12 protein-coding genes are annotated in these 12,527 nt (G+C 68.3%); 9 read left to right on the top strand and 3 right to left on the bottom strand.

Going from position 1 to position 12,527, the window contains the following annotated elements:
• Positions 1 to 80 precede the first annotated feature (80 nt).
• The 3 genes from carA to F6X38_RS11070 all read left to right on the top strand — a co-directional run bounded on the left by carA (position 81) and on the right by F6X38_RS11070 (position 2,200).
• On the top strand, positions 81 to 1,268 hold the full coding sequence (gene carA, locus F6X38_RS11060; RefSeq protein WP_150969884.1) for a glutamine-hydrolyzing carbamoyl-phosphate synthase small subunit: 1,188 nt from the start codon (positions 81 to 83) through the stop codon (positions 1,266 to 1,268).
• Between the two features lie 77 nt (positions 1,269 to 1,345).
• Positions 1,346 to 1,909, top strand: a complete 564-nt coding sequence (locus tag F6X38_RS11065; protein WP_161992718.1) for a tyrosine-protein phosphatase — start codon at positions 1,346 to 1,348, stop codon at positions 1,907 to 1,909.
• A gap of 63 nt (positions 1,910 to 1,972) precedes the next feature.
• Positions 1,973 to 2,200: a DUF768 domain-containing protein gene (locus tag F6X38_RS11070; protein WP_150969886.1), complete on the top strand. Its 228-nt coding sequence runs from the start codon at positions 1,973 to 1,975 to the stop codon at positions 2,198 to 2,200.
• 10 nt (positions 2,201 to 2,210) lie between these two features.
• Here the strand turns inward: F6X38_RS11070 and F6X38_RS11075 are convergent, their stop codons facing one another.
• Positions 2,211 to 2,615 carry a lysozyme inhibitor LprI family protein gene (locus tag F6X38_RS11075; RefSeq protein ID WP_150969887.1) on the bottom strand — a complete coding sequence of 135 codons (405 nt, stop codon included), beginning with the start codon at positions 2,613 to 2,615 and terminating at the stop codon, positions 2,211 to 2,213.
• Positions 2,616 to 2,806: 191 nt separating this feature from the next.
• Here F6X38_RS11075 and carB point away from each other — a divergent pair, with 191 nt between their 5' ends.
• The 5 genes from carB (at position 2,807) to F6X38_RS11100 (ending at position 8,510) form a co-directional block, all read left to right on the top strand.
• Entirely contained in the window at positions 2,807 to 6,238 is a 3,432-nt protein-coding gene (gene carB / locus F6X38_RS11080) for a carbamoyl-phosphate synthase large subunit (RefSeq protein WP_150969888.1), read from the top strand.
• Between the two features lie 230 nt (positions 6,239 to 6,468).
• Positions 6,469 to 6,942 (top strand): transcription elongation factor GreA, encoded by a 474-nt coding sequence (gene greA / locus F6X38_RS11085; RefSeq protein WP_150969889.1) that lies wholly within the window; start codon positions 6,469 to 6,471, stop codon positions 6,940 to 6,942.
• Between the two features lie 21 nt (positions 6,943 to 6,963).
• Positions 6,964 to 7,227, top strand: coding sequence for a BrnT family toxin (locus F6X38_RS11090; protein ID WP_150969890.1), 264 nt, complete (start codon positions 6,964 to 6,966; stop codon positions 7,225 to 7,227).
• Positions 7,214 to 7,429, top strand: coding sequence for a type II toxin-antitoxin system BrnA family antitoxin (gene brnA, locus F6X38_RS11095; protein WP_150969891.1), 216 nt, complete (start codon positions 7,214 to 7,216; stop codon positions 7,427 to 7,429). The genes F6X38_RS11090 and brnA overlap by 14 nt, the downstream gene beginning before the upstream one ends.
• A 19-nt stretch (positions 7,430 to 7,448) precedes the next feature.
• Positions 7,449 to 8,510, top strand: a complete 1,062-nt coding sequence (locus tag F6X38_RS11100; RefSeq protein ID WP_150969892.1) for a glycosyltransferase family 4 protein — start codon at positions 7,449 to 7,451, stop codon at positions 8,508 to 8,510.
• On the opposite strand, the gene F6X38_RS11105 is transcribed toward F6X38_RS11100, so the two are convergent.
• Entirely contained in the window at positions 8,459 to 9,271 is an 813-nt protein-coding gene (locus tag F6X38_RS11105; RefSeq protein ID WP_161992719.1) for a glycosyltransferase family 25 protein, read from the bottom strand. The genes F6X38_RS11100 and F6X38_RS11105 overlap by 52 nt on opposite strands.
• A gap of 68 nt (positions 9,272 to 9,339) precedes the next feature.
• Entirely contained in the window at positions 9,340 to 11,139 is a 1,800-nt protein-coding gene (locus F6X38_RS11110; RefSeq protein ID WP_150969894.1) for an ABC transporter ATP-binding protein, read from the bottom strand.
• Positions 11,140 to 11,530: 391 nt separating this feature from the next.
• On the opposite strand from F6X38_RS11110, the gene trxB reads away from it, so the two are divergent.
• The gene (trxB, locus tag F6X38_RS11115) at positions 11,531 to 12,502 is read left to right on the top strand and encodes a thioredoxin-disulfide reductase (protein WP_150969895.1); all 972 of its coding nucleotides are present in this window, start codon (positions 11,531 to 11,533) and stop codon (positions 12,500 to 12,502) included.
• Positions 12,503 to 12,527 lie beyond the last annotated feature (25 nt).

The following is a 12,527-nucleotide window of genomic DNA, read 5'->3' on the forward strand; positions in this document are numbered from 1 at the left end:
GAACACGGTCTGCCGAATGATCCGCGCCGGGTGCCCTCCCGCGCGTCCGCTCGGCCGAGCCAACCGCGAGGCGCCCTCCCATGACCGACGGCTGGACCATCCGGAAGCCGACCGCCCTCCTCGTCCTCGCCGACGGCACGGTGATCGAGGGCGAAGGCATCGGCCGCGAGGGCTCGGCGGTCGGCGAGGTCTGCTTTAACACCGCCCTCACCGGCTACCAGGAAATCCTCACCGATCCGTCCTATGCCCGGCAGATCGTCACCTTCACCTTCCCGCATATCGGCAATGTCGGCGCGAACGAGGAGGATATCGAGGACCTCGTGCCCGCCAACGCGCACGGCGCGGTCGGCGCGGTGTTCCGCGCCGAGGTGACGGAGCCCTCGAACTACCGCGCCGCCGGCGGCCTCGACGCTTGGCTGAAGAAGCGCGGCGTGGTCGCGATCTCCGGCGTCGACACCCGTGCCCTCACCGCCCACATCCGCGAGAACGGCATGCCGAACGCCGTCGTCGCGCATTCGCCGAGCGGCGAGTTCGACGTCGAGGCGCTGAAGCGGGAAGCCGCCGCTTGGTCCGGCCTCGTCGGGCTTGACCTCGCCAAGGAGGTAGCGAGCGGCCAGACGAGCGTCTGGGACGAGGAGCCGTGGCGCTGGGAAGGCGGCTATGCCAAAGCGATCGAGCCGCGCTGCACGGTGGTCGCCATCGACTACGGCACGAAGCGCAACATCCTGCGCCTGATGACCGGGCGGGGGGCGCGCGTCGTCGTGCTGCCCCCCACCGCGACGCCGGACGAGGTGATGGCGCATTCGCCCGACGGCATCTTCCTGTCGAACGGCCCTGGCGACCCGGCCGCGACCGGCGAATACGCCGTGCCGACCATCCAGGCGCTGATGCGGACCGGCGTGCCGATGTTCGGCATCTGCCTCGGCCACCAGATGCTGGCGCTGGCGCTCGGCGGCAAAACCGAGAAGATGCACCAGGGCCATCACGGCGCGAACCACCCGGTGAAGGACTTCACCACCGGCAAGGTCGAGATCGTCTCGATGAACCACGGCTTCGCGGTCGCCGCCGATTCGCTGCCGGCATCGGTCGAGGAAACGCACGTGTCGCTGTTCGACCGCTCGAACTGCGGCCTAAAGGTCAAGGATGCGCCGGTCTTCTCCGTCCAGCACCACCCGGAAGCCTCGCCCGGCCCGCAGGACTCACACTACCTGTTCGACCGCTTCTTCGAGCTGATCGACCGGCATCGCGGACACCAGACCCAAGCGTAAGCCTGTCGCGCTAACGGCGCCCCAATTCGGCCACGGTGGCCGCCGATTCGGCGGACCGGGCCGAGGGGAATCGGATCGTGCGCGCTTTGAGGATCTTGCGTCTGCCGCTTGCAGCGGCCGGGCTAGCCGCGGCGGCCTATTTCGGGGCTCTGCAGTGGACGGGAAACGTCCATACCGTCCTACCCGGCGTCCTCTACCGGTCCGCGACGCTGCCGGCCGCCGATTTTGAGAAGCTCCTCGTCGACGATCATATCGAAACGGTCATCAACTTGCGAGGTCGTCATTCCGGCGACGCCTGGTACCAGCAGGAACGGGAGATCGCCGAGCGCCACGGGGTGCGGTTGGTCGACCTGTCCTGGTCGGCGGCCCGGGAACTGACCGACACCAAGGTCGAGGAATTCTATGGCGCGGCCGCGGCCGCCAGGGGTCCGGTTCTCATCCATTGCAGAGCCGGAGCCGACCGCACCGGCCTCGCCGTCGCTCTGTTCCTGGCGCACGTGACGCATTCCAGCGAAGAGGATGCGGAGGCGCAGTTGTCGATCCGATACGGGCATATCGGAATTCCGCTCCTGTCGTGGGCCTACGCGATGAACCAGACCTTCGAACGCCTGGAGCCGAGCCTTGACTACTACGGCTTGTGAACGGGTCGCGGCAACCTTCGTCCGCCCGGAAGCTTTAGGCTCGCGGGCGACGGAGAGGTACGGATGAACGAGCGCGGTTGGAATTTCGCGAAGGAATGGGTGGCCGCGAACGTCACGCGCGAAGGGATGGCCGATCCCGGCGAAATGACGGACCTCCACCCGGTCGTCGCCGGGCTGAAGGAGCGGCTGTTCAAGGACGCGATGGCCCGCGACATCGCCCCGGTCGAGATCGAGGAATACTACGATCTCGACAACTACATCGCCGGCGCGATCAAGGACGCATTCGCCTGACGACGACCGACTACGGCTTCGGCACCGGGCAGGCCAGGTCGCCCTCGTCGCAGTTCAGGTAGCTCTTCAGATCGACGACGCGCTTGCGCGTCAGCGCTTCCCTGCATTGGAGGTCGACCATCGGCTGCGCGCTGCCGCCTTCGACATCGGACGCGGCGAAGGCGCATTCGGCGTCGCGGAAGGCGATCCAGGCCCGCTGCGCCGCCACCAGGTTCGCCGCCGCGTCGGGGCTCCCGTCGAGCCGATGGGTGATCAGGCGGTAGACGCCGTTCAACTCCTTGTCGGCCGCATCGAACGCCCGGCCGTAGCACTCGTCGAGGCCGCTCTGCGTCGTGTCGAGCGCGGCACAATTCTCGGCGGCGGCGGCAGCGCTCGCCGCCATCAGGCAGACGAAGACCGGGATGATGCGGCGCATGCGGTCTCTCCGTTTCGCTCAGCGCAGTCCTAGCGCGAAACCCGGTCGCAGCTCCAGCCGCAGCGAAGCATCGCGACGGGGTTTCGCTGCACCGGGCTTTTGCCTATAAGCCGGCCTCAGCTTTGAGAATCCGCCATGAAAGCCGAGCCGGCCGCCTGCCTCGCGGCCGGCTTTCGCGCGCGAGGACTGCCATGCCGAAACGCACCGACATCCGCTCGATCCTGATCATCGGTGCCGGCCCCATCATCATCGGGCAGGCGTGCGAGTTCGATTATTCCGGCACGCAGGCCTGCAAGGCGCTGCGCGAGGAAGGCTACCGGATCGTCCTCGTCAACTCGAACCCGGCGACGATCATGACGGACCCGGACCTCGCCGACGCCACCTATATCGAGCCGATCACCCCGGAAGTCGTCGCCCGGATCATCGCCGCCGAGCGGCCCGACGCGCTCCTGCCGACGATGGGCGGCCAGACGGCGCTGAACACCGCGCTTTCCCTCAAGCGGATGGGCGTCCTCGACCGGTACGGCGTCGAGATGATCGGCGCGGACGCCACCGCCATCGACAAGGCCGAGGACCGCGCCCTTTTCCGCGAGGCGATGACCAAGATCGGCCTCGCGACGCCGAAGAGCTTCCTCGCCAACGCGACCGACGCCAAGCGCATCGACAAGCGCATCTTCGAAGAGCGCCGCGCCGCGATCGTCGCGGAGCACGAGCCGGGCCCGGCGCGCGACGCGATGCTCGCCGGCTTCGAGGCCGAATGGGCGTCCGGCGAGAGCGACCGCAAGCAGCGCTACATGGCGCGCGCGCAGGCCGCCGCCGTGGAAGGGCTGGAGCATGTCGGCCTGCCGGCGATCATCCGCCCGAGCTTCACCATGGGCGGCACCGGCGGCGGCATCGCCTACAACCGCTCGGAGTTCTTCGAGATAGTGGAAGGCGGCCTCGACGCCTCGCCGACCACCGAAGTGCTGATCGAGGAGTCGGTGCTCGGCTGGAAGGAGTACGAGATGGAGGTGGTCCGCGACCGGGCGGACAACTGCATCATCGTATGCTCCATCGAGAACGTCGATCCGATGGGCGTCCATACCGGCGATTCGATCACGGTCGCGCCGGCGCTAACGCTGACCGACAAGGAATACCAGATCATGCGCAACGCCTCGATCGCGGTGCTGCGCGAGATCGGCGTCGAGACCGGCGGCTCCAACGTCCAGTTCGCGGTGAACCCGGCGGACGGCCGCCTCGTCGTCATCGAGATGAACCCGCGCGTGTCGCGCTCCTCGGCGCTGGCCTCGAAGGCGACCGGCTTTCCGATCGCCAAGGTCGCGGCGAAGCTCGCCGTCGGCTACACGCTGGACGAGCTCGACAACGACATCACCGGCGGCGCGACGCCGGCCTCGTTCGAGCCGACGATCGACTACGTCGTCACCAAGATTCCGCGCTTCGCCTTCGAGAAGTTCGCCGGCGCCTCGCCGGTGCTGACGACGGCCATGAAGTCCGTCGGCGAGGTCATGGCGATCGGCCGCACCTTCGAGGAGTCGCTGCAGAAGGCGTTGCGCGGTCTGGAGACCGGCCTCGACGGGCTGGACGAGATCGCCATTCCCGGCATCGGCGAGGGCGACGACAAGAACGCCATCCGAGCCGCACTCGGCACGCCGACGCCGGATCGCCTTCGCATGGTCGCGCAGGCGCTGCGCATGGGCTTCTCGGAACAGCAGGTCTTCGAGTCCTGCCGCATCGATCCCTGGTTCGTCGCGAAGCTCAAGCAGATCGTCGATCTCGAAGCCCGCATCCGCGAGCACGGCCTCCCGAACGACGCCGAGAACCTGCGGCTGCTGAAGGCCGCCGGCTTCTCCGACGCCCGCCTCGCCAAGCTTTCCGGCGAGGACGAGCGCATGGTCCGCGCTCGGCGCGAGAACGCAGGCGTTCACCCGGTCTACAAGCGCATCGACACCTGCGCCGCCGAGTTCGCCTCGCCCACCCCCTACATGTACTCGACCTATGAGCGTCCCTTCGCCGGCGCGGTGCGCTCCGAGGACGGCGTTTCCGATGCGAAGAAGGTCGTGATCCTCGGCGGCGGGCCGAACCGCATCGGCCAGGGCATCGAGTTCGACTACTGCTGCTGCCACGCGGCCTTCGCCCTGAAGGATGCCGGGTTCGAGGCAATCATGGTCAACTGCAACCCGGAAACCGTTTCCACCGACTACGACACCTCCGACCGCCTGTACTTCGAGCCGCTGACCGCCGAGGACGTGCTGGAAATCCTGCGCGTCGAGCAGTCGAAGGGCACGCTGCACGGCGTCATCGTGCAGTTCGGTGGGCAGACGCCTCTGAAGCTCGCGCATGCGCTGGAAACGGCCGGCATTCCGATCCTCGGCACCTCGCCGGACGCGATCGACCTCGCCGAGGACCGCGACCGCTTCCAGAAGCTGCTGAACGACCTGAACCTCAAGCAGCCGAACAACGGCATCGCCCGCTCGGTGGAGGAGGCCCGCGCCATCGTCGACCGCATCGGCTACCCGGTCGTCATCCGCCCGTCCTACGTGCTCGGCGGCCGGGCGATGGAGATCGTGCGCGGCGACGCGCAGTTCCAGCGCTACATCCGCGAGGCGGTGGTGGTGTCCGGGAAGTCGCCGGTGCTGATCGACAGCTACCTCACCGATGCGATCGAGGTCGATGTCGACTGCCTGTCGGACGGCGCGAACACCTTCGTCGCCGGCATCATGGAGCATATCGAGGAGGCCGGCATCCATTCCGGCGACTCCGCCTGCTCCCTCCCCGTCCACTCGCTTTCGGACCACGTCGTGTCCGAGATCGAGCGGCAGACGCGCGAACTTGCGCTCGCCCTCAAGGTCGTCGGGCTGATGAACGTCCAGTTCGCGGTGAAGAACGACGAGATCTACGTCCTCGAAGTGAACCCCCGCGCGTCCCGCACCGTGCCCTTCGTGGCGAAGACCATCGGCTCGCCGATCGCCAAGGTCGCGGCGCGCGTTATGGCGGGCGAGACGCTGGACGTGGCCTTCGCGGCCTATGGCGGGCCGGCCGACTGGCGTGCGCTGAAGCATACCGCCGTGAAGGAAGCCGTGTTCCCCTTCGCGCGCTTCCCCGGCGTCGACACGCTGCTCGGCCCCGAGATGCGCTCCACCGGCGAGGTGATGGGGCTCGACCGCGGCTATGCGATCGCCTTCGCCAAGTCGCAGCTCGGCGCCTCCGTCGAGCTGCCGATGGCCGGCACGGTGTTCGTGTCGGTGAAGGACGGCGACAAGGACCGCGTGCTCGCGCCGGTGCGCCGCCTGACGGAACTCGGCTTCCGCGTCATCGCGACGGGCGGCACGCAGCGCCATCTGGCCGACAACGGCATCGCCGCCGAGCGGATCAACAAGGTGCTGGAGGGCCGTCCGCACATCGAGGACGCGATCCGCAACCGGCAGGTCCAGCTCGTGCTCAACACGACGGAAGGCCAGAAGGCGCTGTCGGATTCGCGCTCGCTGCGACGCGCCGCGCTGATCCACAAGGTGCCCTACTACACGACGCTGGCCGGCATGGTCGCGGCCGTGGAGGCGATCGAGGCGCTGAAGGGCGGCGGGCTTGAGGTGCGCTCGCTGCAGTCCTATTTCGCCGCCGCATAAGGGGAGCGACCGGCGGCCTTTGCGCATTTTTCGGGCGACCCGCCCGATTTGACAGCGGCTCGCCGCCGCCGCATCATCGTCGCAACGGCCGTCTATGCGGTCTTCCCGACTAAAGCTGGTTCCGGCCGGAATTCCGACCGGAGCCGTTTTCTTATTGTCGTCCGGCATCGTCCGGATGCGAGGACCAACAGGAAGGATTGTCGGCGGAACGCCGGCACTCGAGGTGAGGCATGGACAAGATTCCGATGACGAGCCACGGCTTCGAGGAGCTGAAGGAGGAGCTTCGCCGTCGCCAGCAGGAGGAGCGCCCGCGCATCATCGCGGCGATCTCCGAGGCCCGCGCGCACGGCGACCTGTCGGAAAACGCCGAGTATCACGCGGCGAAGGAATCGCAGAGCCTCAACGAGGGCCGCATCGCCGAGCTGGAGGACCTGACGACCCGCGCCGAGGTCATCGACGTCTCGAAGATGTCCGGCGACCGGATCAAGTTCGGCGCGACGGTGAAGCTCGTCGACGAGGACACAGACGAGGAGCGGACCTACCAGATCGTCGGCGATCAGGAAGCCGACGTGAAGAAGGGCCGCATCTCGATCTCCTCGCCGATCGCCCGCGCGCTCATCGGCAAGGGCGAAGGCGACACGGTCGAGGTCGCCGCGCCCGGCGGCGCGAAGAGCTACGAGATCCTGGAACTGCGCTGGGGGTGAGCCGGGCCAGAGCCGCGTTGGATGCGATTTGAGTTCGATCCCGGCAAGAGTGCCGCCAACCTAGCGAAGCACGGCATCGATTTCGTCGAGCCACAGCGGCTTTGGGACGATCCGCGACTTTTCATCTTCGTCGCTCGAACCGAAGAGGAAACGCGATATCTCGCCGTGGGGCAACTCGGCGATCGATGCTGGTCCGCTGTCTATACACCGCGCCGCGATCGAGTAAGGCTGATATCGGTTCGTCATGCACGCCGTTTGGAGATCGAACGCTATGAAAGCCAGTGACTTCGACAAGGCGTTCGATGACGGCGAGGACATCGAAGCGCATATCGACTGGGCCAGCGGAAGGCGGCCGAATCTCGAGCCGCGCCGTATGGAGATCGATTTTCCCTCCTGGATGGTCGATGGTCTAGACCGGCAAGCGGAGACGCTGGGCGTCAAGCCGCAGGACTTGATCAAACTCTGGATCGCCGAAAAGCTTTCCTGATCATCGAGGTCATTTCCGACTGTCCGTAATCGTTGGCAACCTCGAAGTCGTCGCGCCGAACTTCAAGCGGCGGCTGTCCGGGGTGACGTCCACCATCGTACAACTCGTGCCGCTGCAGGCCCGCAGCCTGGGCATCGCGACGCTCGGTCCCGGCCTGCCCGAGCATCTACCGAAGCTTCGACTCCGTGACCTGCCGAAACTCTGGCGCAAACCGGCGAGCCGTCCGTTCCGCATCTGGCACGCGCGCCGCAACGTCGAGATGCTCGCGGGCGTCGTGTTGCGCGATGTCCTGCGCATGCCGCTTCGGCTCATCTTCACCTCCGCCGCCCAGCGGCGGCACAAGCGCTGGACGCGCTTTCTCCTCGGGCGGATGGACGCAGTGATCGCGACCAGCGTGAAGAGCGCCGCCTTCCTCGAAGTCCCGTCCACGGTGATCCTCCATGGCGTCGACCTCGACCGCTTCGGGCCGGCGGGTCCGGTGGCCGACGCCCTGCCCGGCCGCCTCGTCGTCGGCTGTTCCGGCCGCATCCGCCATTCGAAAGGCACGGACGTTTTCGTCACGGCGATGCTCGACCTGCTGCCGCGCTTTCCGGACTGGAGCGCGGTGATCACCGGCCGCGCGACCGCCGAGCACTCCGGCTTTCTGGCGGCGCTGGAGGGGCGCATCGCCGCTGCCGGGCTCGCCGACCGCATCCTGTTCACCGGCGAGGTCGAGGACGTCGTTCCGTGGTTCCGGCGCTTCGATCTCTACGTCGCGCCGCCGCGCGCCGAAGGCTTCGGCCTGACGCCGCTGGAGGCGATGGCCTCCGGCACGCCGGTCGTCGCCAGCGATGCCGGCGCGTTCCGCGAGATCGTCGCGGACGGCATCACCGGCCGCATCGTGCCGGTCGGAGATGCGGCGGCGCTGGCAGCCGCCATCGAACCCTACATGGCTGACGCGACGCTCCGCGCGGCGGCGGGAAAGGCCGCCCTCGCCCGTGTCCGCGAACTGTTTCCGCTCCAACGCGAAGCCGACGAGATTCGCGCCGTCTACGAACGGCTGTGGTCGAAATCGCCTTCCACGATGTCGACGATCCGGTAGCGCCGGCCGAACAGCCGCATCAGGTGCTCGCCGCCGAGGCGAAGCTGCGTCGCGAGCCGGCGCGCATGGAACCGGAAGTTTCCCGCTCGCAGCGGCAGGCGCGAGCGCGGCTCCTGGATCGAGGACGTGGCAGGAATCGGCACCATCACCCCCCGCGCTTCGAGCAGGTGAAGCTGCATCGCCTGCGCCGGCTCCGTCTGCCACGAGACGAGCGCCCGTGCGCCGTGCAGGAAGGCGTCGACAGGCGCCGCGCCCCGCGCGTCCGCCCGCTCGATCAGCCTGCGCGCGCCGGCCGGCCAGAGGAGATACGCGCCCGAGCCGGACTTGTCGCGATAGACGCGTACCACCGCCAGCCCATCCGAAATCGGCCTCGGCGGATGCGCCACGAAGCGCTTGCGCTCGTAGCTTTCGAAATTGAGGAACTCGACCTCCGGCAACGCCACCAGCCTCGGCAGCACGGACGGCAGACGCTTCGAGAGCATCACGTCGTCTTCCAGCACCAGCACCGGCCCGTCGCCCGCCGCCGCTTCGCGCCAGATCGCCAGATGCGACAGGTAGCAGCCGAGTTCGGCCCCGGTCAGCGGCCGCTCCCAGCGATGGTTCAGCGCCCTCGCCTGCTCGACGGGAATATCCTCGGCCCGCACCGCGGCGAACCGCGTCATCGCGATGCCGAGCCGCGCGCCCTGCTCCTCCATGAAGCGACGCCGTTCCGCCGCCCGGTCGAGATTGATGAAGATCGCTCGCGGCATCGTGCCGGGCATGCCGCTCCCTCGCTTTTCCGATCCATAGCGGCCACTCGCCGGCCCGGCAACGCACCGGGCCGGCGGGATCATTCGGCCGCGACGAACTCCACCGACTGGAGTTCGGAGAGTTGGCGGTAGTGCCCGCCCGGACGGTGCAGCAGTTCGGCATGACTGCCGTCCTCGACGATCCGCCCGCGGTCGAAGACGAGGATGCGGTCGAGCGAGCGCACGGTGGAGAGACGATGCGCGATCACCAACGCCGTCCGACCCTGCATCAGCCGTTCGCTCGCCGCCTGGATCGCTGCTTCCGACTCCGAATCGAGGCTCGACGTCGCCTCGTCGAGGATCAGGATCGGCGCATCCGCCAGGAAGGCCCGCGCCAGCGCGATGCGCTGCCGCTCGCCGCCGGAAAGCTTCACGCCGCGCTCGCCCACCATCGTCTCCAACCCCTGCGGCAGCCGCGCGATGAAGCCGTCGGCGCTCGCCAGCGCCGCCGCGCGTTCGATGTCCTCCCGCGTCGCGCCGGGCCGCCCGTAGGCGATGTTGTCGGCGAGCGAGCGGTGAAACAGGATCGGCTCCTGCGGCACGATGGCGATCTGCCGGCGCAGCGAGCACTGCGTCGCGAGGCGGATGTCCTCGCCGTCGATCGTGACGCGGCCGCCCGACACGTCGTAGAGCCGCTGCACCAGCTTGACGAAGGTGGTCTTGCCCGAGCCCGAGCGGCCGACCAGCCCCACCCGCTGCCCCGCCTCGATCGTCACGTCGAGGTCGTCGTAGAGCGGCGTCGCGTGGTGGCCGTAGCGGAAGTCGACGTGTTCGAAGCGCACCTCGCCGCGCCGGATCGCGATCGGCCGCGCTTGCGGGTCGTCGCGCACCGCCGGCACCTCGCCGAGCAGCGCGATCATCTCCTCCATCTCGTTCACCGACTTCTGCAAGTCCCTGACATGCATGCCGATATCGCGCAGGTAGCCGTGGATGACGAAATAGGTCGTCAGCACGTAGGCGACGTCGCCCGGCGTCGCCTGCCCGCGCGACCAGAAGAACAGCGCCCCGCCCGCAATGGCGATCCGCACCGCCCAGAGGATCGCCGTCTGCGCCGTCTGGTTCAGCGTCGCGCGCCGCCACGTCACGGCTGTGCGCGCCTGCCACCTCGCCATGGTCTGCGCCAGCCGCCCTTCCTCCCGGTCTTCGGCACCAAATGCCTTCACCACGGCGTTGCAGCCGAGCGCGTCGGCGAGCGTGCCGCTGACGCGGCTGTCCTCCGCATTCGAGACCCGCGCCGCCGGCGCGACCCAGCGCGTCGAAAGCAGAACGGTGACAACCACATAGACGAACGCGCCGATGCCGAGCATCAGGTCGAGCGCCGGCCATTGCAGGCCGAGGAGCGCGATCGTTCCCGCCAGCACGAAGGCGGACGGCAGCAGTGCCATCAGCAGCGTGTCGTGCATCAGGTCGAGCGCCCAGGCGCCGCGGGTGATCTGCCGGACGACCGATCCCGAGAAGGCGTTGGCGTGCCAGTCCGTCGACAGGTGCTGCACGCGCGCGAAGGCGCGCTGCGTCACCCCCGACATGATGCGCAGCGTCAGGACGCAGACGGCGGCGATGCCGAGCCAGCGCAGCGCCACCGCCGACAGGCCGAGCCCCGCCATCGCGCCGAGCGGCGCCAGCGCGGCGGCCAGCCCCTCCTCCCGCCGATCGCCGTAGGTCGCGACCGCGTCGATCAGTTGCCCGGCGAACAGCGGCACGAACACGTCGGCCAGCGTCGCAGCGCACATCGACAGGCAGGCCGCCGCCGCGTATCGCCGTTCGCCGCGCCAGTTCTCGAACGTGAAGCGGAACGCGTTCCGGAGCGCCGACTCGCGCCCGATCTCGTCAAGTGTCGTCATGGAGATGCGACGCCGAACGGCGTCTCGCCTTCGATCCCCGCGACCGGACCGTCTCTATCGTGCGCGGATGCCGGGGATTGCCTCGATCAACCCGGCGAACCGGGACGGAACGCTCGCGGGCCGACTAGCGTCGGGCGACGAGCGGCGCGTGGTCGGAGCCACGCTTCGGGGAGTTCGCGATGTCGGTCATCCACGCCCTCCTTCCGTTCGCATCGTGTCGAAGGCAGCCGCAAAATGCCCGACGACGTGACCCGACGCAACCCGTAAAGCATCGCAGGACAGAGCTGTGACTTGTCGGCAACGCCCGCTTGTCGCCTGCCCGGCCCTCGACTATTGAATCGTGGTTCGTCCGCTGCCAACTGCGGAGCATCGAGATTCCACCGAGGCGGCCATGACCGAACGCCACGTTCCCCTAGCGATCATCGGCTCCGGGCCGGCAGGCTATACCGCGGCGATCTACGCCGCCCGCGCCATGCTGAAGCCCCTGATGATCGCCGGTCTGCAGGAAGGCGGTCAGCTCACCATCACCACCGATGTCGAGAACTATCCGGGCTTCGCCGATCCGATCCAGGGTCCATGGCTGATGGAGCAGATGAAGGCGCAGGCCCTTCATGTCGGCGCGGAGATCGTCAACGACCTCGTGGTGAAGGCCGAGCTTTCGGCCCGGCCGTTCCGCTTGACCCTCGACGGCGGCACGACCGTCGTCGCCGACGCCGTGATCGTCGCGACGGGCGCGCAGGCGAAATGGCTCGGCATCCCCTCCGAACAAACCTTCCAGGGCTTCGGCGTCTCGGCCTGCGCCACCTGCGACGGCTTCTTCTATCGCAACAAGGACGTGGTCGTGGTCGGCGGCGGCAACACCGCCGTCGAGGAGGCGCTGTACCTGTCGCACATCGCGAAGAGCGTCACCGTCGTCCACCGCCGCGACGAGTTCCGGGCCGAACGCATCCTGCGCAACCGCCTCGAAGCGCAGCCGAACGTCGAGGTGGTGTGGAACACCGAGATCGACGAGATTCTCGGCAACACCAAGCCGATGAAGTCGGTCACCGGCGTGCGGCTGACGAACCGCCTCACCGGCGAGACGAGCGAGCGGGCGGTCGACGGCGTCTTCGTCGCGATCGGCCATGCGCCGGCGGTGGAGCTGTTCACCGGCCAGCTCCGGCAGAAGCCGTCCGGCTATCTCTGGGTCGAGCCGGGCACCGTGCAGACCTCGGTTCCGGGCGTCTTCGCGGCCGGCGACGTCGCGGACGACGTCTACCGGCAGGCGGTCACCGCCGCCGGCCTCGGCTGCATGGCGGCGCTGGAGGCGGAGCGCTGGCTGGCGGCCACCGAGATGCAAGAGCTGCGCGAAGCGGCCGAATAACGAGGCGACGCTCCCGAACCGTCGG

Source organism: Plantimonas leprariae, assembly GCF_008802405.1.
Lineage (GTDB): Bacteria > Pseudomonadota > Alphaproteobacteria > Rhizobiales > Rhizobiaceae > Plantimonas > Plantimonas leprariae.

Coding starts and splice junctions, on each gene's coding strand:
- carA (WP_150969884.1), top strand. CDS start 81: ATGACCGACGGCTGGACCATCCGGAAGCCGACCGCCCTCCTCGTCCTC.
- F6X38_RS11070 (WP_150969886.1), top strand. CDS start 1,973: ATGAACGAGCGCGGTTGGAATTTCGCGAAGGAATGGGTGGCCGCGAAC.
- F6X38_RS11075 (WP_150969887.1), bottom strand. CDS start 2,615: ATGCGCCGCATCATCCCGGTCTTCGTCTGCCTGATGGCGGCGAGCGCT.
- carB (WP_150969888.1), top strand. CDS start 2,807: ATGCCGAAACGCACCGACATCCGCTCGATCCTGATCATCGGTGCCGGC.
- greA (WP_150969889.1), top strand. CDS start 6,469: ATGGACAAGATTCCGATGACGAGCCACGGCTTCGAGGAGCTGAAGGAG.
- F6X38_RS11090 (WP_150969890.1), top strand. CDS start 6,964: ATGCGATTTGAGTTCGATCCCGGCAAGAGTGCCGCCAACCTAGCGAAG.
- brnA (WP_150969891.1), top strand. CDS start 7,214: ATGAAAGCCAGTGACTTCGACAAGGCGTTCGATGACGGCGAGGACATC.
- F6X38_RS11105 (WP_161992719.1), bottom strand. CDS start 9,271: ATGCCCGGCACGATGCCGCGAGCGATCTTCATCAATCTCGACCGGGCG.
- F6X38_RS11110 (WP_150969894.1), bottom strand. CDS start 11,139: ATGACGACACTTGACGAGATCGGGCGCGAGTCGGCGCTCCGGAACGCG.
- trxB (WP_150969895.1), top strand. CDS start 11,531: ATGACCGAACGCCACGTTCCCCTAGCGATCATCGGCTCCGGGCCGGCA.